The 23,675-nt window shown below is 61.6% G+C and carries 23 protein-coding genes; 9 read left to right on the forward strand and 14 right to left on the reverse strand.

The genetic code is table 11. From position 1 onward, the window contains the following. Window positions 1-32: 32 nt before the first annotated feature. Together QZ498_RS07915 and mnmD are read right to left on the reverse strand one after the other, a co-directional pair. Window positions 33-899, reverse strand: coding sequence for a DMT family transporter (locus QZ498_RS07915; RefSeq protein ID WP_294621307.1), 867 nt, complete (start codon window positions 897-899; stop codon window positions 33-35). Continuing rightward, window positions 896-1,567, reverse strand: coding sequence for a tRNA (5-methylaminomethyl-2-thiouridine)(34)-methyltransferase MnmD (gene mnmD, locus QZ498_RS07920; protein WP_294621308.1), 672 nt, complete (start codon window positions 1,565-1,567; stop codon window positions 896-898). The genes QZ498_RS07915 and mnmD overlap by 4 nt, the downstream gene beginning before the upstream one ends. A 105-nt stretch (window positions 1,568-1,672) precedes the next feature. Between mnmD and QZ498_RS07925 the strand changes: the two genes are divergently transcribed. Further along, window positions 1,673-2,704, forward strand: coding sequence for an FAD-binding oxidoreductase (locus tag QZ498_RS07925; protein ID WP_294621309.1), 1,032 nt, complete (start codon window positions 1,673-1,675; stop codon window positions 2,702-2,704). Window positions 2,705-2,792: 88 nt separating this feature from the next. Here QZ498_RS07925 and QZ498_RS07930 read toward each other — a convergent pair whose 3' ends face one another. Then, the gene (locus tag QZ498_RS07930; protein ID WP_294621310.1) at window positions 2,793-3,587 is read right to left on the reverse strand and encodes a MaoC family dehydratase N-terminal domain-containing protein; all 795 of its coding nucleotides are present in this window, start codon (window positions 3,585-3,587) and stop codon (window positions 2,793-2,795) included. A gap of 42 nt (window positions 3,588-3,629) precedes the next feature. Between QZ498_RS07930 and QZ498_RS07935 the strand changes: the two genes are divergently transcribed. Beyond that, a complete protein-coding gene (locus QZ498_RS07935) occupies window positions 3,630-4,034 on the forward strand; it encodes a VOC family protein (RefSeq protein ID WP_294621311.1) in 405 nt (134 codons plus the stop codon). A 4-nt stretch (window positions 4,035-4,038) separates the two neighbouring features. On the opposite strand, the gene QZ498_RS07940 is transcribed toward QZ498_RS07935, so the two are convergent. Next, window positions 4,039-4,575, reverse strand: coding sequence for an NADPH-dependent FMN reductase (locus QZ498_RS07940; RefSeq protein WP_294621312.1), 537 nt, complete (start codon window positions 4,573-4,575; stop codon window positions 4,039-4,041). A gap of 157 nt (window positions 4,576-4,732) precedes the next feature. Next, window positions 4,733-5,638, reverse strand: a complete 906-nt coding sequence (locus QZ498_RS07945; protein WP_294621314.1) for a LysR family transcriptional regulator — start codon at window positions 5,636-5,638, stop codon at window positions 4,733-4,735. A 194-nt stretch (window positions 5,639-5,832) separates the two neighbouring features. On the opposite strand from QZ498_RS07945, the gene QZ498_RS07950 reads away from it, so the two are divergent. Further along, the gene (locus tag QZ498_RS07950) at window positions 5,833-6,276 is read left to right on the forward strand and encodes a DUF4399 domain-containing protein (RefSeq protein WP_294621315.1); all 444 of its coding nucleotides are present in this window, start codon (window positions 5,833-5,835) and stop codon (window positions 6,274-6,276) included. 4 nt (window positions 6,277-6,280) lie between these two features. On the opposite strand, the gene QZ498_RS07955 is transcribed toward QZ498_RS07950, so the two are convergent. Continuing rightward, entirely contained in the window at window positions 6,281-8,308 is a 2,028-nt protein-coding gene (locus QZ498_RS07955; RefSeq protein WP_294621316.1) for an NADPH-dependent 2,4-dienoyl-CoA reductase, read from the reverse strand. Between the two features lie 373 nt (window positions 8,309-8,681). On the opposite strand from QZ498_RS07955, the gene QZ498_RS07960 reads away from it, so the two are divergent. Both QZ498_RS07960 and QZ498_RS07965 read left to right on the forward strand, forming a co-directional pair. Further along, window positions 8,682-9,050: a DUF411 domain-containing protein gene (locus QZ498_RS07960; RefSeq protein ID WP_294621357.1), complete on the forward strand. Its 369-nt coding sequence runs from the start codon at window positions 8,682-8,684 to the stop codon at window positions 9,048-9,050. 29 nt (window positions 9,051-9,079) lie between these two features. Beyond that, window positions 9,080-9,415, forward strand: coding sequence for a cupin domain-containing protein (locus tag QZ498_RS07965; protein ID WP_294621317.1), 336 nt, complete (start codon window positions 9,080-9,082; stop codon window positions 9,413-9,415). A gap of 7 nt (window positions 9,416-9,422) precedes the next feature. Here the strand turns inward: QZ498_RS07965 and QZ498_RS07970 are convergent, their stop codons facing one another. Both QZ498_RS07970 and QZ498_RS07975 read right to left on the reverse strand, forming a co-directional pair. Further along, a complete protein-coding gene (locus tag QZ498_RS07970; protein ID WP_294621318.1) occupies window positions 9,423-11,456 on the reverse strand; it encodes an NADH:flavin oxidoreductase in 2,034 nt (677 codons plus the stop codon). A gap of 10 nt (window positions 11,457-11,466) precedes the next feature. Beyond that, window positions 11,467-12,333 (reverse strand): branched-chain amino acid aminotransferase, encoded by an 867-nt coding sequence (locus QZ498_RS07975; protein ID WP_294621320.1) that lies wholly within the window; start codon window positions 12,331-12,333, stop codon window positions 11,467-11,469. Between the two features lie 135 nt (window positions 12,334-12,468). Here QZ498_RS07975 and murJ point away from each other — a divergent pair, with 135 nt between their 5' ends. Further along, window positions 12,469-14,013, forward strand: a complete 1,545-nt coding sequence (gene murJ / locus QZ498_RS07980) for a murein biosynthesis integral membrane protein MurJ (protein WP_294621321.1) — start codon at window positions 12,469-12,471, stop codon at window positions 14,011-14,013. Here murJ and QZ498_RS07985 read toward each other — a convergent pair. Then, window positions 14,010-14,696, reverse strand: a complete 687-nt coding sequence (locus QZ498_RS07985; RefSeq protein WP_294621322.1) for a rhomboid family intramembrane serine protease — start codon at window positions 14,694-14,696, stop codon at window positions 14,010-14,012. The two genes, murJ and QZ498_RS07985, sit on opposite strands and share 4 nt — an antisense overlap. Before the next feature lie 75 nt (window positions 14,697-14,771). Here QZ498_RS07985 and trpS point away from each other — a divergent pair, with 75 nt between their 5' ends. Beyond that, window positions 14,772-15,797, forward strand: a complete 1,026-nt coding sequence (gene trpS / locus QZ498_RS07990; protein ID WP_294621323.1) for a tryptophan--tRNA ligase — start codon at window positions 14,772-14,774, stop codon at window positions 15,795-15,797. Window positions 15,798-15,954: 157 nt separating this feature from the next. Here the strand turns inward: trpS and QZ498_RS07995 are convergent, their stop codons facing one another. Beyond that, window positions 15,955-16,878: an MBL fold metallo-hydrolase gene (locus tag QZ498_RS07995; RefSeq protein ID WP_294621324.1), complete on the reverse strand. Its 924-nt coding sequence runs from the start codon at window positions 16,876-16,878 to the stop codon at window positions 15,955-15,957. Window positions 16,879-17,012: 134 nt separating this feature from the next. Here QZ498_RS07995 and QZ498_RS08000 point away from each other — a divergent pair, with 134 nt between their 5' ends. Next, window positions 17,013-18,344, forward strand: coding sequence for an MFS transporter (locus tag QZ498_RS08000; RefSeq protein WP_294621325.1), 1,332 nt, complete (start codon window positions 17,013-17,015; stop codon window positions 18,342-18,344). 54 nt (window positions 18,345-18,398) lie between these two features. Next, entirely contained in the window at window positions 18,399-19,724 is a 1,326-nt protein-coding gene (gene gltX, locus QZ498_RS08005; protein WP_294621326.1) for a glutamate--tRNA ligase, read from the forward strand. Window positions 19,725-20,258: 534 nt separating this feature from the next. Here gltX and QZ498_RS08010 read toward each other — a convergent pair. The 4 genes from QZ498_RS08010 to QZ498_RS08025 all read right to left on the reverse strand — a co-directional run bounded on the left by QZ498_RS08010 (window position 20,259) and on the right by QZ498_RS08025 (window position 23,660). Then, window positions 20,259-20,861, reverse strand: coding sequence for a glutathione S-transferase (locus tag QZ498_RS08010; protein ID WP_294621328.1), 603 nt, complete (start codon window positions 20,859-20,861; stop codon window positions 20,259-20,261). A gap of 62 nt (window positions 20,862-20,923) precedes the next feature. Continuing rightward, window positions 20,924-21,403, reverse strand: a complete 480-nt coding sequence (locus tag QZ498_RS08015) for a hypothetical protein (protein ID WP_294621329.1) — start codon at window positions 21,401-21,403, stop codon at window positions 20,924-20,926. 96 nt (window positions 21,404-21,499) lie between these two features. Then, entirely contained in the window at window positions 21,500-22,990 is a 1,491-nt protein-coding gene (dacB, locus tag QZ498_RS08020; protein WP_294621330.1) for a D-alanyl-D-alanine carboxypeptidase/D-alanyl-D-alanine-endopeptidase, read from the reverse strand. Between the two features lie 55 nt (window positions 22,991-23,045). Next, on the reverse strand, window positions 23,046-23,660 hold the full coding sequence (locus tag QZ498_RS08025) for a nicotinate-nucleotide adenylyltransferase (protein WP_294621358.1): 615 nt from the start codon (window positions 23,658-23,660) through the stop codon (window positions 23,046-23,048). Window positions 23,661-23,675 lie beyond the last annotated feature (15 nt).

A 23,675-nucleotide genomic window follows, 5' to 3' on the forward strand; every position in this document is an offset into this window, starting at 1 on the left:
ATCACCAAGGGAAGGCGGTCAAACCGCCGCAGCTAGGCTTTTTGCCTTTGCCGCCACAGGGTAAAGAGGCCCGCCCCAACAATCAGGGCCGCGCCAAGTGCCACGTTCAACTGGATCGTCTCGGCAAACACGGTGATTCCGATGGCGCTGCCAAAGACCAGCTGCAAATAGGCAAAGGGCTGCACCGAACTGGCCTCGGCCACCTCGTAGCATTTGATCAGCGTGAAATGCCCCAAGGCCCCGGTGATGCAAAGCGCCCCCATCCAGACCCAATCCGGCCCGGTCATCGGCTCCCAAAACCAGATGCCCACGGCGGTCATCGCCACCGATCCCACCGTGCCGGTCCAGAAAAACGAGGTCGCCGCACTGTCCTGCCGCGCCACATAGCGCGTCAAAAGCCCATAAAGCGCGAACATCAGCGCCGCGATCAGGGGAACAACGGCAGCAGGCTGAAAGACGCCAAACCCCGGCTCCAGAATGATGATGACACCGATAAACCCAACCCCAATCGCCGCCCAGCGGCGCCAGCCCACATGCTCACCCAAAATCGGCCCCGATAGCGCGGCAATCAACAGCGGGTAACAGGTAAAAACCGCATGGCTTTCCACCAGCCCCAAAAGGGTGAATCCGTAAACCATCACACAGATTTCCGCGACAAGCAGAACCGCCCGAAACCCCTGCACCACGGGTTGCCGCGTTCGCGCCGCCGCCCTTAGGCCACCGGCCTTGCGCGCCGCCACGCTCATCACGAAGGCGGCAAAGAACCAATAGCGGATCATCACCACCATCAGCACATTGTATTCCCCCGCCAAATGGCGGCTGATCCCGTCCTGCACGGCAAAAATAAATGTCGTCACCACCATCAGGATGATGCCAAGCCGGGTGTTTTGCTCGGTCATGCGCTACCCATCCTAGCCTGTGTCATGTGCCGTTTGCGGCCATAGCCCGGCACGCGGGTTACCGTGAAGCCCGCCGCCTCCAATCCCCGCCGCACGAAACCCGCGGCGGTATAGGTCGCCGCCGTTCCATTCGGGGCCGTATGCGCGCCCACTTGCGCCATCAAGCCCTCTTCCCACAACTCCGGGTTCTTCGCGGGTGAAAACCCGTCCAGAAACCACGCATCGGCCCGGCCTTGCCAGTCCGGCAATGTCTCCCTCGCGTCGCCCTCGATCATCTCGAACCGCAAATCGGGCAGGTCAAACGCCCGCGCCCCGCGCTGCCAATGCGCAGCCAACGCCTCGGCAATCTCCGCCACCTCCGGAAACCCCGCCTGTGCCCGGATCATATCCTCCGCCGCCATCGGAAAGGCTTCGAACGTGGTGTACCGCAAAACGCCGGAAACCCCCGCCGCCCGCCACGCCTGCAAGCAGGCCAACAGGTTCAGCCCCGTGCCAAACCCCAACTCGGCCACCTGAAACCCATCCTTGAGACGCGCGGACAAATCATTGCCCGCCAAGAACACATGCCGCGTTTCCGCCAACCCGTTTTCAAGGCTGTAATAGGGGTCGTCGAACCGGGTTGAGACCGGCACGCTCTCACGCCATTGCAACTCGGCTTGCCCCGTCATGTCCTTCGTCGCCTTTCGGAGTGTCTGAGGCGCGCGCCGGATATACACCGCGCCGCCCTCATGCCATAACGCGCCCGACACTGCCGGGGAAGAAGGGAAATGGCAATGGCCGACGTCACCATTCGCGGCGCGGGAATCTTCGGGCTCTCCATCGCTTGGGCCTGCCTGCAAAAAGGCGCGACCGTCCGGGTGATTGACCCGCACGGGCCGGGGGCCGGGGCCTCGGGCGGTGTTGTCGGCGCGCTCGCCCCGCATGTGCCGGAAAACTGGAACGCCAAGAAAGCCTTTCAATTCGACAGCCTGCTCATGGCCGCACCCTTCTGGGCCGAGGTCGAGGCGCTGGGCGGCCTGTCCTCCGGCTATGGCCGCACAGGCCGCCTGCAACCCATCGCTGACGATCACACTCTATCCCTTGCCCATGCCCGCGAAACCACCGCGCAAGAGCTTTGGCAAGGTCACGCCACATGGCGCGTCATCCCCGCCACGGGGGATGCGTGGGAGCCGCACAGCCCCACGGGCTTTCTGATTCACGACACGCTCACCGCCCGGATGCACCCGCGCCAAGCCTGCGCCGCGCTTGTCGCAGCCCTGCGCGCCAAGGGGGGCGAGATCACAACCGAAGGCCCCGACACCGGCCATGTCCTGCACGCCACCGGCACCGCAGGGCTTGAGGAGCTCACCCGCCACCACACCCGCACCGTCGGCAATGGCGTCAAAGGGCAGGGGGCGGTGCTGGATTATGCCATGCCCGACGCGCCGCAGCTTTTCGCCGATACCATCCACATCGTCCCCCACGCCGATGGCACCACCGCCATCGGCTCCACGTCCGAGCGTGACTACGATTCCCCCAACACCACCGATGCCCAACTCGATGAGGTCATCGCCCGCGCCCGCCGTGCGGTGCCCGCACTCGCCAAGGCCAAGGTCACCGAACGCTGGGCCGGGGTCCGCCCGCGCAGCCGCTCGCGCGCCCCGATGCTCGGTGCGCACCCGCTTTATCCCGGTCACTTCATCGCCAATGGGGGGTTCAAAATCGGCTTCGGCATGGCCCCCAAGGTGGGGCAGGTCATGGCCGAGCTAATGCTCGATGGGGCCGATCACATCCCGCCGGATTTCCGGCCCGAGGCGTCTTATTGAGGGGCGTTTCGTACGACTCGTACGAAAGATTTTTGGCACCCCCTGATTTTCGTACGAAAATCGGGGTCTGACCTTACGACTCGTACGATTATTCTGCCGTCGCCGTCAGACACTGCCGCCCGTCCGGCCCGCGCACCCAAACGCGCCCCTCAGGGTGCCAACAAATCTCGGCTGTCTCGAAATGCATCAAGGGGGCCGTGGCCCGAAAGGCAAAGCGTTTCAGCCCGCCAAGCTCCCTGTCGGCCAGCGAAATCATGTGCTGCGCGAGAAGCGGGCCATGCACGACCAACCCTTGGTACCCTTCAATTTCTTTCGCATAATCAATGTCATAGTGGATGCGATGGCCATTGAAGGTCAGGGCGGAGTAGCGAAACAACAACGTGCTATCGAAGCTCTTGGTCTCGCAAACCGCCTCATCCGTGGCGGCCTCTGGCGGTGTGGGTTTCGGCGCATCCGGGCTTGGATCTTCACGATAAACCAAGTCCTGCCAATCGGTTAGGCACAGGGTCTCGCCTTGCCAAAGCTCATGCCGCAAGGTGACGAACCCCAAAGGCCCGGTACGCCCCATCTTGCGTTCTGATTTTTCTAAGTAAGTCAATCGCTTAGCGGATTTTCCTGCACGCAACGGTGCATGGAATTCCATCCGCCCCCCGGCCCACATCCGCCGTGGTAGTCCCATATCCGGGATCACGCCGCCCACCTTCGGATGGCCATCTCGTCCCAAATCTTGTGGGTGCTGTGGATCCCAACAGTATATCTGGTGGTAAAAAGGCGGCAAAGGGTCCCCGGCCCCAATCGTCGCCTCACCCCCCAATGTCACCTGCAACGCTCTCGCGCGCGCAGGGTCCATCACATCGTTGATTTCTTGTAACGGCTTGCTCATGGAGATAAGCTAACCACCTGAGATAAAAGGAACAATCCCAAAATGAAGCCGCGCGTCGACAGCCTCGATCACCTTGTTCTGACAGTCTCTGACATCCCCCGAAGCATCGCCTTTTACGAAACCGCGCTGGGCATGGTGGCCGAAAAGTTTACCCCGGCCGATGGCACAACCCGTTGGGCTTTGAAGTTTGGCAACCACAAGATAAACCTTCACCAAGCCGGCGCGGAGTTCGAGCCGAAGGCCCAATGTCCGACACCGGGAAGCGCAGACCTTTGTTTTTTAACCAAAATTCCGCTTTCAGAGTGGTGCACCCGCCTTGACCAACAGAATATCCCGATCCTGGAAGGCCCGGTTCCCCGTACCGGGGCAACCGGGCTCATCGTGTCGATCTACCTACGTGATCCCGATGGTAATCTTCTGGAAATATCAAATGAATCAAATGGTTAGTTGTTCAGGTCGCGGCACGTAGAGCGTCCATCTTGCCGCCCAAAACCTTGAGGTAGTGATCGTTCGTCATGCGGCTATCGTCATTGAATTCCTTGCCTGCGGCAGCCACGCAAAGCATTGGCCCGGGAATGACATGCGCCTGAAGCGGCACAAGGCAACTCAGTACCATGAATTGCCCGGTTTCCCCACCCGTGCGCCCGGCATTTGCCGACATGACCACCGTGGGTTTGCCCTTGAAGGGCATGCCTTCAACCCGACTGATCCAGTCGAACGCGTTTTTCAGAACACCGGTGATTCCCTTGTTGTACTCAGGGCTGGATATCACCACCGCATCGGCGTTTTTTACTTGTTCGGCAAGGGTTTGCACAGCACTTGGCACTCCCTCGGCCTCTTCCAGATCACCGTCGTAAAGCGGTAGGTTCAGGTCGGCACGCGTAACCTCTGCGTCACCAAAAGCGCGTTCCGCCTCGCCCAGAAGCATCCGGTTGAAAGATCCTTTGCGAAGTGAGCCCGAGATCGTCAGCAACTTGGGTTTGGACATTGAAACATCCTTTCTTGGCAATTTGATTTGCTCTCAATGTGTCACGCTCAGGGCGCGGGACAAGGAAAAACCCCGCACAGTGCCTGTACAACGGCCAAAGAAAACCCCGGCGCGCGATTGCGGCCGGGGAAGGTTGCCATTGATGGCGAGGGGATACTTACCAGTCGGTCGGGCCCTTGTCGGCAAAGGCATGAACCAGAAAATCTATGAACGCGCGGACCTTGGGCTGGGTGAACCGCCCCGGTGGGTAAACCGCGTAGATGCCTTGAGTCTCAACCGGCAAATCCGGGATGACATCCTCAACTAGGCCGTCCGCCATGGCTTGCGCGTAGAGAAAGCTGGGAAGATAGGCGATGCCAAGCCCGGAAATCGCCGCGTTCAGCAGGGACTGCCCGTCATTCACCGAAAGGCCACCTGCGGTTCGAACCTGCCGTTTCTCGCCCGAGGGGGCCGTCAACTTCCAGACCGCGCCGTTGGATTGGCTGGAATAGTGAAGCAGCTTATGCTCGTTAAGCTCGTCGATCTTCGAGGGGCGGCCGTGCTTTTGAATATAGTCCGGGCTGGCGATCATGCGTTTCGTGGTTTCGGTCAGTTTCCGAGCGCGCAGGGTGCTGTCCTCCAGCTCCCCGATGCGAATGGCCATATCAAAGCCCTCGGAAATCAATTCCACATAGCGGTTATTGAGCACCATGTTCACGGTGATATCGGGGAAATCATCAAGAAATTCACCCAAAATCGGACTCAGGTGATTGACGCCGAAATCCGTAGCCACCGAAATGCGCAAAAGGCCAGAGGGGTCCGATTGCATGGAGCTGACAAGCGCGTCCGCCTCGCCTGCATCATTGAGAACCCGAAGCGCCCGGTCGTAATAGGCCAGGCCAATCTCCGTCGGGCTAACCCGGCGGGTTGTCCGGTTCAAAAGGCGCGCCCCAAGCCGTGCTTCAAGGGATGAAACGTGTTTTGACACCGCGGACTTTGAAATGCCCATCTTGCGAGCCGCGTCTGTGAAGCCACCTTGATCCACGACCGTGGCGAAGGCTTCCATTTCCGTCAGGCGATCCATGCTCAGTACCTCTGCGTGTTTTTCTGAAGGCAGGTATCGCGCTGAATTCGGGCGCAACTTGGGCATGTCCCAGACAATATCTGGGTTTTGTCTGGGATCGTTCGTGTCACGGAAACAAGGAAACGGCTGTTTCCATGACTTGGGGAAGCCTGTCATGTCGTGCTAGGGTTGTGGCCTATACTTGGGAGGAAACAATGATCAAATACATCAAAGCGGCTTCACTGGCGCTTGCCCTTGTGGCGGGCCCTGCGATTGCCGGGGATACACCCGCGCCCGAGGGGGCCGAGGTCTATTTTGCCAACCTTGAAGATGGCGCGACAGTCAGCGCACCGGTCACGGTTGTCTTTGGCTTGAGAGGTATGGGAGTGGCTCCGGCAGGGACCGATAAGGAAAACACGGGTCACCATCACATCCTTATAGACCGCCCGCCTTTGGGTGAAGGGCCGGATGGGGCCGAAGAACTCGAATATGGCCTGCCAGCCGACGACAACCATGTCCACTTTGGTGGCGGGCAGACCGAAGTGTCGCTTGATCTCGCGCCGGGGCAGCACACACTACAGTTGGTTTTGGGGGACATGAATCACGTGCCCCATGACCCGCCGGTTGTATCTGAGGTCATCACCATCACGGTCGAGTAATACCCTAAAGCGTGGCGGCCAGCCGTGTGCCTTGGTCAATCGCGCGTTTCGCGTCCAGTTCGGCGGCCACATCCGCGCCGCCGATCACATGAACGGAAACGCCGCGCTCTTGCAAGGCGTCTGCCAAACTACGTTCCGAGAGTTGCCCGGCGCAAAGCACGATGGTGTCTGCTTCGATCAGCCTTGGGTTCTCGCGGGCTTCTCCCTCGGAGACATAAAGGCCCGCGGCGTCAATACGCTCATAATTCACGCCGCTGACCATCTGCACACCCTTCATCCGCAGCGCCGCGCGGTGAATCCAACCGGTAGTTTTGCCAAGTCGCTTGCCCACGCGCTCGGCCTTGCGCTGCAAAAGCGTGACCTGACGTGCGGGTGGTTCGGGTTGCGGGCCTTCGGGGGCCAAGCCACCGCGCGCCTGCTCCGGATCGCCCACGCCCCATTCCTCTTTCCACTCGGCCAAATCCTCGGTGGGGCTTTCGCCTTCGTGAACAAGGTATTCAGCCACGTCGAACCCGATCCCACCCGCACCGATGATCGCCACGCGCTTGCCCACCGGGGCCTTGCCGCGCAGCACGTCGATATAAGACAGCACATTCGGCCCATCCTGGCCCTCAATCCCCGGATCACGTGGGACAACGCCCGTGGCGACGATCACCTCGTCAAAGCCGTCAAGATCATCCGCGCCCACCTCGGCGCCCAGTTTCAAGGTAATGCCAAGATCATCCACCATGGTGGCGAACCAATCGACAAACCCGTGAAACTCCTCCTTCCCGGGGATTTCGCGGGCCATGTTGAGCTGCCCGCCCAGTTTGTTGTCACGGTCAAAGAGGGTCACGCTATGGCCCCGCTCGGCGGCTGTCATGGCGGCGGAAAGTCCTGCTGGCCCGGCGCCGACCACACCAATGGAGCGGGGGCGTTCCGTCGGCGTGACGGTCAGTTCTGTTTCATAACAGGCGCGCGGATTGACCAGACAACTTGAGATTTTGCCGCTGAACGTATGGTCCAGACAGGCTTGGTTGCAGGCGATACAGGGGGCAATCGTATCGGCGCGGCCATCCTTGGCCTTGCGCACGAAATCGGGGTCGGCAAGGAAGGGGCGCGCCATCGAGACCATATCGGCGCAGCCATCGGCCAGCACTTGTTCGGCCACATCAGGCATGTTGATCCGGTTCGAGGTGATCACCGGGATGCCCACCTTGCCCATCAGCTTCTTGGTGACCCATGCAAAGCCCGCGCGTGGAACGCTGGTGGCGATCGTGGGAATGCGCGCCTCGTGCCAGCCGATGCCGGTATTGATGATCGTGGCCCCGGCTTTCTCAATCTCTTGGGCCAGTTGCACCACCTCGTCATGGGTCGATCCTTCGGGCACCAGATCAATCATAGAGAGCCGATAAATAAGGATAAAATCGGGGCCCACAGCCTGGCGGGTGCGGCGGACGACCTCTATGGGAAGGCGCATGCGGTTCTCATAGGAGCCGCCCCAGCGGTCGGTGCGCTTGTTGGTGTGGGTGACAAGGAACTGGTTGAGGAAGTAGCCCTCGGAGCCCATGATTTCGGCCCCGTCATAGCCCGCCTGCTGCGCGCGGGCGACGGCGGTGACGATGTCGGAGATCTGTTTCTCAATCCCCTCTTCGTCCAATTCCTTGGGCGGAAAGGGCGAAATCGGCGACTTCACGGGCGAGGGGCCGACGCAATCGGGGCTATAGGCATAGCGGCCCGCGTGAAGCACCTGCATGGCGATCAGACCACCGGCATCGTGCACGCGGTCCGTCACAACCTTATGATTTTCAATGTCTTTTTCTGTATAAAGCCCCGCCGCGCCGGGAAAGACCCCGCCTTCGGGATTGGGAGCCATTCCGCCGGTGACCATCAAGGCCACGTCACCACGGGCGCGAGTGGCATAGAATTCGGCCACGCGGTTCCAATCCTTGGTTTCCTCAAGCCCGGTGTGCATGGAGCCCATCAAAACACGGTTCTTCAAGGTCACATGCCCAAGGTCCAGCGGGGCAAGAAGATGCGGATATTCACTCATGGAGGCCTCCCTTATTGCGCGTCACGATGCCTGTGAGCGGCCAAATTGTCACCCTGAACGCTGCGTTAAAAACGGCCAAAAATCCACGTCGGCAAAACGTCGGTATTCTGTCGGTATCGCGTCGGTGGCAAATCCGGCCGCGCTTATCAGCCCTGACGGGCTTCTTCGCGAGGAGCGGCAGCGATGAGCGCCCCGCCGCTTGTTGGAGGCTTGACGGTTGCGGCAGGGTCGCCTCAGACTATGTTCTCAAAAGAAAAGCCAAGGGAGTTCACCCGCCATGCTGACACGTCGCAGTTTCTTTGCTGGAGCCGCCGGAATGATCGCTGCCACCCCGATTGCAGGGTTGGCCAACCAAGGCCCGGAAATTCACGTGATGAAAGACCCTAATTGTGGATGTTGCAAGGCGTGGATGAAGATCTTGGCCGAGGATGGGTTCACCGTGACCAGTGAAAACGGCTTTGGCTCGCTTCTGATCCGCTACAAGTTGGACAATGGCGTGCCGCAAAGCATGATGTCCTGCCACACTGCGCAGGTGGAGGGATATGTCATCGAAGGTCATGTGCCGCCCGCTGACATCCGCCGCCTTCTGGCCGAGCGGCCGGATGCGGTTGGCCTTGCCGTGCCGGATATGCCCTATGGATCGCCTGGCATGGGGCCGGAGGACCGGCGCGAGGCTTACGACGTGTTCCTGATCCGGCCCGATGGCAGCACCGAGGTTTTCCAGAGCTACGACGCAGCCTGACCCCGTCCAAGCCTTGAGAAGGAAAGACCATGCCATACCCGGACTTCATAAGAGAGTTGCCACGACTTGACGTACCTTTCCCCGAGGATGTGGTGGAAACATCGGTAGTGAAGTCTGCTTCGGGGTTGGTCGCGTTTTTCACATTCCTCAAAGACATGGAGCTGCCGCCCCATTCCCATGGCGCGCAGTGGGGCACTGTGGTGGAAGGGGAGATTGAATTGACCATCGGGGCTGAGACCAAGGTCTACCGCCCCGGTGACAGCTATTCGATTCCGGCAGGCGTAGAGCATGGGGCGCAGATCAAAGCCGGGACGCGCGTCATTGACGTGTTTGAAGAGGCGGATCGTTACCCTGTGAAGGCGTAACGCGCCCTTACATCACCCGCATCAGCCGGAAGGCATCCAAGATCGCGGCGTGGGTGTTGCGGGAGGAAACCGCATCGCCGATGCGGAAAAGCTGAAACCCCTGCGGCCCACCGTTCATTTGTTGCGGCCGACCCTCAAGCAAAGCGTCATAGTCCACGGCCCCAAGGTTTTGTGACTGTGGTTTGAGGTCGAAATAGAGATCATCCAGCGGGTCGATGCCGGAGTTGACCACTACTTGATCCACTTCGCGGGTCTGGGTGAGGTCCATGTAATCCGAGCCGATATGCGCGCGCAGGCGGTTGCCGTCGCGTTCCACCCCGGTCACGCGGTAGGTGACGGTAAAGCGCACATCGCGGTCCTGCATCTGGCGCATGAAGGGGACAAGGGTGATGCCCGAGACCTCGACCGAAAGCGATTGATGCGGTGTCATCATTTCCAGTTTCGCCCCGGATTCGGCCAGCATTTGCGCGGCTTGGATGCCCACGTAATCGCCCACCTCGTCAAACAGCAGGACATTATCGCCGGGTTTCACATCGCCCGACAGGATATCCCACGCCGACACGACAAGGTCATTTCCTTGCTCAAAAAGCTCGGTCCGGGCCAGCCCACCGGTGGCGATGATCGCCACGTCGGGCTTGAGGGCCAGCACATCCTCGGCCTCGGCGAAGGTGTTGTAGCGGAAGGTGACGCCTTGGGCCTCGCATTGTGCGGCGCGCCAATCGGTGATGCCGATCATTTCCGAGCGGTCGCGGGCCTGCGCGGCCAGCCGGACCTGTCCCCCCGGCGCGTCGGCAGCCTCCAGAACGGTCACGTCATGGCCGCGCAATGAGGCGACGCGTGCGGCCTCAAGCCCGCCGGGGCCTGCGCCGACGATCACCACGGTTTTCTTGTCCGAGGTTTTTTCCACCTCATGCGGCAAGTATTCTTCGCGCCCCGTGGAGGGGTTGTGAATGCAGAGCGCGGCACCGCCGTGGTAAATTCGGCCTAGGCAATAGGTGGCCCCAACGCAGGGGCGAATGTCATCCTCTTGTCCGGCTTCGATTTTGCGCACGATATGCGGGTCGGCGATATGGGCGCGGGTCATGCCGACCATATCAAGCTGTCCGGTGGCCACGGCATGGCGCGCGGTGGCCACATCGGGGATGCGCGCGGCGTGGAAGGTGGGCAGGCCCACCTCGTGCCGGATGCGCCCCGCAAAATCGAGGTGCGGGGCATAGCGCATCCCTTGCACCGGGATCACATCGGCAAGCGCGGCATCGGTGTGCACGCGGCCACGAATGACGTTGATAAAGTCGATGACGCCGAGATCCTTGAGGGTTTGGGCGAATTGCACGCCTTCTTCGACCGGGATGCCGCCTTCCTCGGCCTCGTCTGCGACAAAGCGCAGCCCGATGATGAAATCCGGCCCGACGCGGTCGCGGCAGGCGGTGAGGATTTCGGTAGCAAAGCGGGCGCGGTTTTCGAACGCTCCGCCGTAAGCGCCATCCATCTGGTTGGTGAGGGGGCTAAGAAATTGATCGGGCAGGTGGCCGTAACATTCGATTTCCACCCCATCGAGGCCTGCGGCCTGCATCCGTTCGGCGGCATCGGCGTAGTCGGCTATGATGCGCGGGATATCCCAATCTTCGGCCTGTTTGGGAAAGGCGCGGTGCGCCGGTTCACGCTTGCGGCTGGCCCCGAGGTTGGGCAGCCAATCGCCCGCGTCCCAACGGGTGCGACGGCCAAGGTGTGTGAGCTGGATCATCACCTTGCAATCGTGTTCGTGGCAATCGTCGGTCAGTTTTTTCATCCAGCCGACGACCTCATCCTTGTAGGCGAGGATATTGCCGAAGGCGGGCGGGCTGTCGCGCGAGACCACGGCGGAGCCCGCTGTCATGGTCAGGGCCACGCCGCCCTTGGCGCGTTCAAGGTGATAGAGGCGGTAGCGATCCTTGGGCATCCCGTCTTCGGTATAGGCGGGTTCGTGGCTGGAGATCATCAGCCGGTTCTTCAGCGTCAGATGCTTGAGCTGATAGGGTTGCAGCAGCGGATCGTTTGCCATGGTCTTGCCTTTACGCTGTGGTGGCGGCCCAGTCCCAGTACATCTCGCGGATGCGGCGGGTAAGGGGGCCGATCTGGTATTGCCGGTCCTCGAAGGCGGTGACCGGCGTGACCTTCATCATGTTGCCCGAGAGGAACACTTCGTCGGCATTGCGGAAATCCTCGAAGGACATGACGCATTCATGGACCGTCACGCCATCGGCGCGCAGGTTTTCGATGTGGCGCGCGCGGGTGATCCCGGCAAGGAAGGTGCCGTTGGGGACGGGGGTAAACACCTCACCATCCTTGACGGCAAAGGCATTGGCGGTGGCGGCTTCGGCGACATTGCCAAGGGCATCGGCGACAAGCGCGTTGCCGAACCCCTTGTCGCGGGCCTCGGCCAGCATGCGGGCGTTGTTGGGGTAAAGGCAGGCGGCCTTGGCGTTGACCACGGCATCCTCCATCACCGGACGGCGGAAACGGGTGCGGGCCAGAGTGGTGCTGGCCTCGGGCGGGGCCATGGGGATTTCCTCAAGGCTGATGGCAAAGCCTGTGCCGCCGCCCTCTTTCGGGACGATCGCCGACATGCCGCCATCGAGCGCCCAGTACATGGGCCTGATGTAGACCGCCGCATCGGGGGAATAGGCTTTGAGGCCTTCATGGATGATCGCGACCATGTCCTCGGGCGTCACGGTCGGTTCCACCATCAAAGCGCGAGCCGAGGCGTTAACCCGGGCGCAGTGCTTGTCAAGGTCGGGCGTGAGTCCATTGGCATAGCGCGCCCCGTCAAAGACATTGCTGCCCAGCCACATGCCATGATCGGCGGCGCGCATGACGGGCACGTCGCCATCGTGCCACGTGCCGTTGAAATAGGTGCGGATATTGCTGCCGGTTGCCATGGGTCTCTCCCTGATTTGGCGGTACGTTAAGACGGCATGGCGGGGGCGTCCAGAGGGGGCGCGCGCTTTGGCCTTCCCCCTTGGCACGTGATCCGCTAGGCAAGGGCAACCCGCCGCAACCCCGAAGGCCCGCCCATGAGACCCGTTCGCCTGCTTTCCGGTGTTCTGACCGTCGGCGGCTGGACTTTGGCCAGCCGGATATTGGGCTTTGTGCGCGACGTGCTGATTGCCAATTTCCTTGGGCCGGGCGCGGTGATGGATGCCTTTGTGGCGGCCTTCCGCCTGCCCAACATGTTCCGCCGCTTCTTTGCCGAAGGGGCCTTCAACGCCGCTTTTGTGCCGATGTTTTCCAAACGGCTGGAAGGCGACGAGGATGCCGTGGGCTTTGCCGCGCAGGCGCTTTCGGGGCTGGCCTTTGTTCTATTGATCCTCACTGGCCTCGCAATGGTCTTTATGCCGGCGCTGGTCTGGGCCACGGCGGAGGGGTTCGTGGGCGACGAACGCTTTGATTTGACAGTAGAGTTCGGGCGCGTGGTGTTCCCCTACATCTTCTTCATCTCACTGGCGGCGCTGTTCTCGGGCGTGTTGAACGCCAGCGGGCGATTTGCCGCCGCCGCGGCTGCGCCTGTGTTGCTCAACATCATGCTGGTCACGGCGATGAGCGTCTCGGCCATGATGGGCAAGCCGGTAGCCACGGCGCTGGTCTGGACCATCCCGTTTGCCGGAGTTGCACAGCTTGCCCTGGTCTGGGTGGCCGCTGACAAGGCGGGGATGCGGATCAGGTTTACGCGCCCGCGCTGGACGCCCGAGATGTCACAGCTGGTCCGGATTGCCATTCCGGCTGCATTGGCGGGGGGCGTGATGCAGGTGAACCTGTTGGTCGGGCAGCAGGTAGCGTCGAACTTCGATAAGGCGGTCAGCTGGCTTTATTCCGCCGATCGCCTCTATCAACTGCCGCTGGGTGTGGTGGGGATTGCGGTGGGCATTGTCCTGTTGCCTGACCTGTCGCGTCGCCTGAAGGCCGCCGATGATGCGGGCGCGCGCGAGGCCTATTCGCGGGCGGCTGAAATTTCATTGGCGTTGACGGTACCCTCGGCGGTGGCCCTGGTGGCAATCCCGATGCCGATTGTCTCGGTCCTGTTCGAGCGGGGGGCCTTTGGGTCGGACGACACGGCAGCCACGGCACTTGCGGTGTCGGTCTATGGCTTGGGCCTGCCTGCTTTTGTTTTGCAAAAGGTGCTGCAACCGCTTTTCTTTGCTCGAGAGGACACCAAAAGCCCTTTCCGCTTTGCTCTTGTCGCCATGGTGGTCAATGCGGTTCTGGCGATTGGCTTGGCCTTTCTCATCGGTTGGATCGCGGCGGCGATTGCCACTACGGTCGCAGGCTGGGCCATGGTGTGGCTTTTGATGCGCGGCGCGCGGCCCTTGGGTGATGTGGCGCGGTTTGACGCGCGCTTTCATCGGCGTGTCTGGCGGATCGTTGCGGCGTCCATACTCATGGGGGCAGTGCTATGGGGCGTGAACCTCGTGCTGTCACCGCTGTTTGAGGTAGGCGGGCTGCGCTGGCTGGCGCTTTTGTTGCTGATCGGGATCGGGAGCGTGGCCTATTTCGGCATCGGTCACGCGCTGGGCGCGTTCCGGGTGCAGGAGTTTGGCAAGGCCTTCCGGCGGGGCGGTTAATTTCGGCGGATGCGGCTGCGGATACGCCGCCAGCCGCCGGGGGCCAGAAAGATCGACAAGATAAACCCTGCTCCAAAGCCCGTGACATCGGCGATCCATGTGCTGTTGGCGCCGAAAAGCAAGCCGAAGATGAGTTGCAAAAGCATCAGAACGCCAATGAGGGTAAAAGCGCGGTATTGCTTTTCACCCATTTGCCCCAGCTTGAGCCACATAAGGTAAGTGAACCCGCCAATCAGGCCATAGACGCCGGGAAAGGCCCCCATCAGCCAAGGCTGTGCACCAGCAAAAAGCGTAAAGCCCAAGGCACCAATGATGCCCGAGAGCAGAAAGAGAACGATCACCGCCCATTGTGCGAAAACCTCGCTCACGAATTTGCCCAAGGCGAGAAGCATCACGCCCGCGAAAAGCGCATGGGTGAAGGTGCCGTGGATGAAGGGGAAGGTGACAAAGCGCTTGAGATGCTCCAGCGGCCAGATGTTGTTTTGCAGCATCCAGCGCAGCACATCGGCGTTATAGCCGTAATCCTGAATGGCGACGGTGCGCCAACCGACAGCCGCAGGTCCGCCGACAAGGCCGCGGTTGCCAAGGGAAAACGTGGCCTCAACGCCAAGGACCACCAAGAAAAGCGCCACCACGGCGGGCGGCAGGGGATTGACGACGGTGTGGTTCTCGGGGCTGCTCATGGCCTGCTCTCCTTGACGGGGCTTTGCCCCATGGGTAAGCGAGGCGGGCAGTAAAATCCACCACGGAGATCAACCATGTCAGAGGTGTCCTTCACCCCCCGGGTATTTTCCGGCATCCAACCTTCGGGGCGCCTGACCTTGGGCAACTACCTTGGGGCGATGAAGCGTTTCGTGGAAATGCAGGACGAGGGGCGCGAGACGATCTATTGCATGGTCGACCTGCACGCGATCACCGTTTGGCAGGACCCCGCCGACCTGCGCCGCGCCACGCGTGAGCTTTGCGCAGGGTATCTTGCCGCCGGGCTGAACCCGGAAAAGTCGATCCTGTTCAACCAGAGCCAAGTGCCCGAGCACACGCAACTGGCGTGGATTTTCAACTGTGTCGCGCGCATGGGGTGGATGCAGCGAATGACCCAGTGGAAGGACAAGGCGGGTAAAAACCAGCAGAACGCTTCGCTTGGCCTGTTTGCCTATCCGGCGCTGATGGCGGCGGATATTCTGTTGTATCATGCGACGCATATCCCTGTGGGCGAGGATCAAAAGCAGCATGTGGAACTGACCCGCGATATCGCGATCAAGTTCAATAATGACTTCGGTCAGGAGTTCTTTCCGATCCCGGAGCCGGTGATCGAAGGCGCCGCGACGCGGGTGATGAGCCTGCGGGATGGCTCTAAAAAGATGTCGAAATCCGACCCTTCGGACATGAGCCGGATCAACCTGACTGATGACGCTGACACGATTGCCAAGAAAATCCGCAAGGCCAAGACCGACCCCGAGCCCCTGCCATCCGAGGCCAAGGGGCTGGAAGAGCGGGCCGAGGCGCGCAACCTGGTCAATATCTATGCCGCTCTGTCGGAGCAGAGCGTGGATCAGGTGATGGCCGACGTGGGCGGCAAGGCGTTTTCGGAGTTCAAGCCGATGCTGGCCGATCTGGCGGTAGATCGTTTGGCGCCGATTTCGCAGGAGATGGCCCGGCTGATGGGGGACGTGAGCGAGATCGACCGGATCTTGGGCCGAGGGGCGGAGCGGGCGCGCGAGATCGCCAGCCCGATTTTGCAAAAGACCTATGACATCGTCGGGATGGTCGGCGCGAAAGGCTGACCGCATGACCAAAAGGAGCGGCTTTCGCCGCGCAGGTTAAGCGCGCTGTCGCGCGCCGGTGGGGGCTTTGCCCCCTCGTTGAAAATGGGATTTTCAACGCCCCCCAGGATATTTATGGCCAGAAGAAAGGGGGGCGTAGAGATCCCTTTGATTTTCGTTACAGCATCAGTTGGTAGCTGGTGGGGACGTAGCTGTAACCCTCGCCCTGTTTTTCCACGAAGCCAGTGCCGGGCCATGGCATGTGGTAGCCGATGAAGGGAACCTGATCGGCGGCCAGCATGTCGAGGATGCTGCGGCGGGTTTTGGCGGCGGCGGCTTTGTCCATGTCGAATTTCACTTCCCAATCCGGGTAGCCGAGGGACCAGACGTAGTGGTTGGCGAAATCAGCGGCGACGAGGAGCTGTTTGCCTTCGCTTTCCAGCATGTAGGTCATGTGGCCGGGGGTGTGGCCGAAAGCGGCCATGGCGGTGATGCCCGAGGCGACGCTGCCGCCCTCGTCGAGCATGGTCATTTGTTCGGCCAGCGGGCGGACCTTGGCGTTGAAGCCGTCGTTATCCATCGCGGCCCATGCATCGAATTCCTTTGAACCGGTGACATAACGGGCGTTGGGGAAGGTGGGCATATCGCCCGCCATTAGGCCACCGATGTGATCGCCGTGCATATGGGTGATCACCACCACGTCGACCTGATCGGCGGTATAGCCCGCCTGTTCGATGGCGGCGGTGGTGCCTTCGGCGTTGAGGCCGGTGTCAAAAAGCACCAGCTCATTGCCGGTGTTGACCAGCGTCGGAGTAAAGAAGAACTGGGCCGCGTCGGTGGGGATATGGGCGGCCTGTGAGGCCTCGGCAAAGGCTTCGGCGCTGACGTTCATGCCGAAGATGTTTTGCGGCTCGGGCACGGTGCGGGTGCCGGCGAGAATGGTTGTCACCTCGAAGCTGCCCAGCTTGACGCGGTTGAAGCGGGTGGAGGCCACGCCCATCATCGGGGCCGCGGCACGCGCGGCACCTGTGGTTGCGGCGGCCAGCGGCAGGGCCGCGGCGGAGGCCAGAACGTGGCGGCGGGTTAATCCAGTCTTGGTCATGGCGAATCCTCTCTGCGTAGTACGTGTATGAGCCCAAGCGTAGCGCAACTTTGGAGGGGCCCTTGGGGGTTCACGGGAATGTGAAGCCAATGTGCTTACTTAACGTAGGCAGGGTAGCGCGCTATCCTGCGAATATGATTGCAATTTTGAGCAACCCCACCTTCCGCGCACTTTTCGCAGCACAGATCATCGCGCTTGTTGGCACGGGCCTTTTGACCGTTGGGCTTGGCCTTTTGGCATACGACCTTGCAGGCGAGCGGGCGGGCGTTGTTCTGGGGATGGCGCTGACCCTGAAGATGGTGGCCTATGTGGGCTTGTCGCCCATAGCACAGGCCTTGGCCACGCGCCTGCCGCGTAAGGCGGTTTTGGTCGGGGCGGATGTGGTGCGGGCACTGGTGGCCTTGTGCCTGCCATTCGTCAGCGAAGTCTGGCAGATTTACCTGCTGATTTTCGTTCTGCAATCAGCCTCGGCCACCTTTACGCCCGCCTTTCAGGCGATGATCCCGGATGTTCTGCCGGATGAGGGGGACTATACCCGAGCACTATCGCTGTCGCGCATGGCTTATGATCTTGAAAACCTGCTCAGCCCAGCCTTGGCGGCGCTGCTGTTGAGCTTTGTCAGCTATAGTTGGCTGTTTGTCGGAACGGTTCTGGGGTTCGTGCTCTCTGGGGGCTTGGTGCTGGTGGCCGCTGTGCCGCCTTTGGGAAAAGATGCAGGCCAGCGACCGTTCCGTGAGCGTTTGACACGGGGCATTCGGATTTACCTTGCCACGCCGCGCCTGCGAGGGCTTTGGGCCTTGAACCTTGCGGCCTCGGCGGTGGGGGCCTTCGTGCTGGTCAATACCGTGGTTCTGGTGCGTGCGGGATATGGCGGGGATGAGCGTGACCTTGCGCTGGCCATGGCGGCCTTTGGCGCGGGGTCCATGGGGGCGGCGCTGATCCTGCCGCGATTGTTGGAGCGGATGGCGGACCGGCCCGTGATGATGGGCGGCGCGCAGGGGTTAGCCCTGGTGGCGCTGGTCATGGGGGCGGTCTTGGCCGTGGGTGGCTTGCCGGGGTGGACGGTGTTCTTGCTGGTCTGGGCGATGACCGGGTTTCTATACGCCGCGATCCTGACGCCGTCGGGGCGGCTTTTGCGGCGCTCGGCCCATGCCGAGGACCGGCCTGCCGTTTTTGCTGCGCAGTTCGCGCTGAGCCATGCCTGTTGGTTGGTGACCTATCCCACAGCGGGCTGGGCTGCGGAAATTTTGGGCATGGGTGGCGCCCTTGTTTTATTGGGGTTCATGGCGCTTTTGGGGGTGGTTGCGGCGCGTGTGGTTTGGCCTGCGGGGCTGGCACAGGAGGTTGAGCATGAGCACCCGGATCTGCCTGCTGATCACCCGCATTTGCGCGCTCATGGCGGGCGGCGGCATGCCCATGTGTTCGTGATCGACGATGAGCACAGGGTTTGGCCGACGCAGGGCTAATCTGGACAATCGCGCGCCACTGTGACATGGCCCACGCGAACCAGGAGACACCAGATGACCACCACCCGTTTCGCCCCGTCGCCCACTGGATATATCCATGTGGGCAACTTGCGCACCGCCTTGATGAACTTCCTCATTGCCCGCAAAGCCGGGGGGCAATTCATCCTGCGGATCGACGATACCGATCCGGATCGGTCGAAAGAGGAATATGTTGATGCCATCAAGGCCGATCTTGAGTGGCTTGGCTTGCATTGGGACAAGGTTGAGCGGCAGTCAGACCGCTTGGACCGCTATGAGGCGGCGGCCGGCAAACTGCGGGACATGGGCCGATTTTACGAGGCTTTTGAGACACCTACGGAACTGGACCTCAAGCGCAAGAAACAGCTGAACATGGGCAAGCCGCCGGTCTATGACCGCGCGGCCCTGACCCTTTCGGACGAGGAGCGCGAGGCACTGCGGGCCGAGCGGGGCAATGGGGTTTGGCGGTTCAAACTGGAGCATGAGCGGATCGAGTGGGAGGATGGTATCCTTGGCCATACCTCGATTGATGCGGCAAGCGTCAGTGACCCGGTGTTGATCCGGGGGGATGGGCAATTTCTCTACACCCTCGCCTCGGTCGTGGATGACACGGAAATGGGCGTGACCCATGTGGTTCGCGGCTCGGACCATGTGACCAATACGGCGACACAAATTCAAATAATTCAAGCGCTTGGCGGCAATGTGCCCAGCTTTGCGCACCATTCGCTTTTGACCGGACCGCAGGGCGAAAGCCTGTCGAAACGACTTGGCACGCTCAGCTTGCGGGACCTGCGGGCCTCGGGCGTGGAGCCTATGGCTCTGCTGAGCCTGATGGCGCGGTTGGGGTCGGCCGATCCGGTGGAATTGCGCACGGATATGGCGGAACTGATCGAGGGGTTCGACATCACCCGCTTTGGCGCGGCACCGACGAAGTTTGACGTCAATGATCTGTATCCGCTGACCGCGCGCATCCTGCACGAGCGCAGTTTTGACGAGGTGAAAGACCAGATCGCGGACATCGGCGTGCCCGATGATCTGGCCGAGCGATTTTGGACGGTGACGCGGGAAAACATCACGACTCTCAATGACTTATCCGCCTGGTGGGAGATGTTCCACGACGGAGCGGAGCCGGTGATCGACGACGAGGACGAGGAGTTCGTGGCCGAGGCCATGGCGCTTTTGCCCGAGGGGCCTTATGACGGCGAGACTTGGGGGCAGTGGACCGCTGCGGTAAAAGAAGCCACGGGGCGCAAGGGCCGGGGGCTGTTCATGCCGCTCAGAAAGGCGCTGACCGGGCAGAGCCACGGGCCGGACATGGCCCAGGTCTTGCCGTTGCTGCAAAATATCAAGGCCAAGGGGTAAGGATTTCCCTCAAGGCAGGCGAATCGGGGCTAACCCATTGGTTAACCTCGAAAACCCCTGTCTGTAACGCATCGGTTTCACGTCGGTATCGTGTCGGTATTCTTGTCTGTGACCGGGTGGGTTAACAGGGCGCGCAGTGAGAGTTGTACGAAACGTACGCGGGTTTCGTACGTTCGCTTTGCGGTCGCTCATCAGCCCTGACGGGCTTCTTCGCGCAAGATGCGTCCTTGTGAGGGTCGGCTGTTCGGGACGACGCGGAGGACCGTGGCGTTTGGCCTGATTGGCGGTTTTCGGAAAACCACCCGGACCTTGCAAGTTCCACGTCCTGCGCGTGGTTGCCGCTTGACCCATCATCTGACCGACGCAGGCAGCCCCACAGGCAAATCCGGACCATTTTGCCAAGTGCCGAACATGAGCGCCTAAACGCGTTCCGCCTTTGACCCTAGGCGTCAGACAAAGGGGAACGCGTGCAACGAGTGAGCCGAGCACTGCGTTGTGCGAAAGGCTATGGTCCAGGTATTTTTGAAAAACGCTTTAGGTCGGCTGCGTGACCTTCATCGCGTCACGTTCGGCAAAAACTGCCAGCCAGTCATCCAGCGCGTCGTTCCCCTTGCGCCAGTTCCGCTCGGCGTGGCGAAAATCCAGATAACCCAAGGCGCAGCCCACGGCGATTTGTCCGGCGTCCAGCGGCCCGTTCAGGTGGCTCATCCAACGGGCATTGAGGGCGCTGGTGGCGCGTTCGATCTTGGCCCATTGGGCATCGCACCAGCCGTCAAAAACCTTTTCGGGCGGGCGGAAGCGATGCTCGTAAACCATGGCCACAGCGGCGTCCATGATCGCATCTGCCGTGGCCTCCAGCGTCAGCACCTCCCAGATGCGCGCCTGCGGATAGAGCTCTGCCTGTGCATGATCGTCCAGATACCGGCAAATCACCCGGCTGTCATAGATCGACGGCCCCTCGTCGCGGATCAGTGCCGGGATTTTGCCCAAGGGGTTGGCCGCGATCACCTCGGCGGGGCTGTCGAAGGGATTGGTGGCCACCGGGACGATCTCGACCTCATTCAGAAGGCCGGTTTCGTGCAAGACGACATGCACCTTGCGCACAAAGGGCGAGGCGGCGGCAAAGACGAGTTTCATCGGGGATACCTCCTTGGTCTGTCGTCACGCTAGACCGCGGCAGGAGGGCTGGCAAGATCGCTTCAGAAACTGAAGAACTCACCGAGGTTCTCGATGATCGCGACCAAGAGGACCATGCCCGCCACCAAAAGCGCGACCCACCACAGGAACTGGAACACGATCGCGCCGAGACCAAGACAGGCCCCATAGGTTGGAAGGCGCCAATTCTCGCGCTTGACCGCCGAGACCGCTGCCAAGATCACGGCGAGAACCCCGAAAACGGGGGCGATCATCGCCAGGTAATAGTGCATGGGCACGGCCTGCACCTCGGGTTCGGGTTTCGGCAGGCCAAGGAAGCTGCGCCATGCGGCGCGCTTCATCTCGCCTGCGATTTCACCCACACGTTCCCCAACCGAAGGGCTGGGCTCCAATGAGGGGGCAACGATCTGGGCAAAGACAAGGACCATCGCCAGACCACCCGCCAGGATCGCCCAAAACCCCACGTTTCTGAACGGGCTTGGATCGGCCAAGGTGGCGGCGGCTGTATTGGCGTTATGTTCCATGCCTTGGTGGTATCCATGAAATCGGACAGAAATGGTGCGTCAAAAGGGTTTTTGCGTGTCACGTCGGCTAGGGCCTGTGGACAGTCACCACGGACCCTAGCTGCCATAGACCATACCCCAGCGCTCGATCAGCTTTTGCTGTAGCTGCTTGGCCCGTCTGTTCCAACTGCGCGCGCCCGGAGGGCGTTCGGTCACGCTGGAATCAATCTTTGCGCGCCGCCCCGTGTCGGCGGTGAAGATCGCGAAGGCCAGTTCGGTGCCATCGGGCGCCGTCATGTAGCCCGCCAGCGAGGAGACGAAATAAAGCGTGCCTGTCTTGGCCTGTACCTTGACCGGGTGATTGCGGTTCACCCTGCCATTGCCGTCACGCAGGTCGATGTCCTTGAGGATCGGCCGCAAGGCGCGGGCACCATGCACCTTGACCAAGGCCTGTGCCATGGCCCGCGCCGACAGGCGCGAGGCCTCGCCCAGCCCCGAGTGATCGACCAGCTTCGCGCCGCTCATGCCCAGCTCGCTCCGCGCCCAGCGGCTCATCTCGCGCGCCGAGGCATCCAGTGATTGCACCCGGCCATTGCGTGCACGGGTGGCCATCATGCCCACCAGTTCGGCGGTAAGGTTGGTGGAATACTTGAGCATCCCGCGCAGCACATCGCGCAGGGGTGCGCTTTGATGTGTCACCAAGGCGGTGCCCTTCGGCGTCTGGCGCAATTCACCGCCGTCTTTCAGAACGATCCCCTGCGACCGGGCGAAGACGGCAAAGACCTCACCGGCATAGGCCGCCGGTTTGCGCACCGGAAGCCAGCGTGCCCCGCGCCCGCCCAGCGCGCCACGCGCCACGGTCCAACTGTCGTATTCGCCACGGTCCTTGTAGGTGTAGACTGGCGATGAGCGTGTCGAAATCACCATGCGCGCGACCCGCACCTCGGGACGGTAGCGCGCGGAGCGGGCGTCCATCGTCACCTGATAGCCATCGCCGCCGCGCCGCCATTCGAAATGCACGCGGTTGTAATTCAGGTTCAGCCCGGAAATCGACGGGTTGTACCCCACATGCGCTGGTTGTCCCGCGTCGATCACCTTTTCGAAGGGCAGCGCGCCGCCCCATGTGCGGAACTGCCCGCGTACCTCGCGCACGCCCTTTGCTTTCAGGGCCGCCGCCATCTCGGCCAGCGCATCGGTGTCCAGCGTCGGGTCGCCGCCGCCGGCAAGAATCAGGTCGCCCTTGAGAACCCCGCCCTCAACCGGGCCGGTGGCAATCAATTGGGTTTTGAACCGATACCCCCCGCCCAAGGTATCGAGGGCATAAAGCGCGGTCACCGCCTTGGTCACGCTGGCGGGCGGTTGGCCATCGCGCGCCTCGCGCTCTTCCAGCGTCAGGCCGGTTTTCACATCCATGACCGAAAAGGACACCTCGCCACCAAGCTGCGCCTCTGCAATCAGCCGCTCGACACCGGGCGCCGCTCTTTGAATGAAATCCTCGGGGCGTCTTTCGGGGCGCAGAGAAACGGCAGGGGCATTGGCACAGGCCGCAGCACCGAACACCGACAATCCCGAGGACAAAAAGGCACGTCTGGAAAACAGCGTCATCATGGTGCCAGTTAACCGCAGGTCCGGGCTTCAGACAATCCACTGATTGCGCTTTTGATTAAGGTTTTTCGCTTTGCCTCCATGCCCCGCGCGCCCGCAGCCGGGTCGAGGAGATATCCAGCATCGGCACATTGACGAAGGCCCAGGCCGGCGGCATGGCCCGGCCCAGCATCACCGCCCTTTTGCCGCGCAGCCGGGCATGGCCATAAACCCGCGCCGCCTTGGACATCCGCGCCGAAATCCTTTGCCCGGGTCGCGCAAGCACACCTACCGGCACTCGGCCCATGATGTCGTGCCAATCCTGCCACTGGTCGAACTGCGCAAGGTTGTCGGCCCCCATCAGCCAGACAAAATGCACGCCCGGATAGCGCGCCTGAAGCGCTCGTAGGGTTTGTGCGGTATAACGCGTGCCAAGCTGCGCCTCGATATCACTGACCGTGATGCGCGGATGCGTGACCAGATCACGGCAGGCGGCCATGCGTGTCTCCAGCGGCGCGGGTCCATGGTCCTTCAAAGGGTTGCCGGGACTGACCAGCCACCACACCCGATCAAGGCCAAACCGGCGCAGCGCCTCGCGGCTGATGTGCAGATGCCCTGTGTGCGGCGGGTCGAACGACCCCCCCAAAAGCCCGATCACCTGCCCGGCCCGCGCCTTTGGCATGCCGTACCGCATCTGCCGCATCCTCCC

Origin of the sequence: uncultured Roseovarius sp., assembly GCF_913057115.1 — a bacterium.
In the GTDB taxonomy this organism is placed as follows: Bacteria; Pseudomonadota; Alphaproteobacteria; order Rhodobacterales; family Rhodobacteraceae; genus Roseovarius.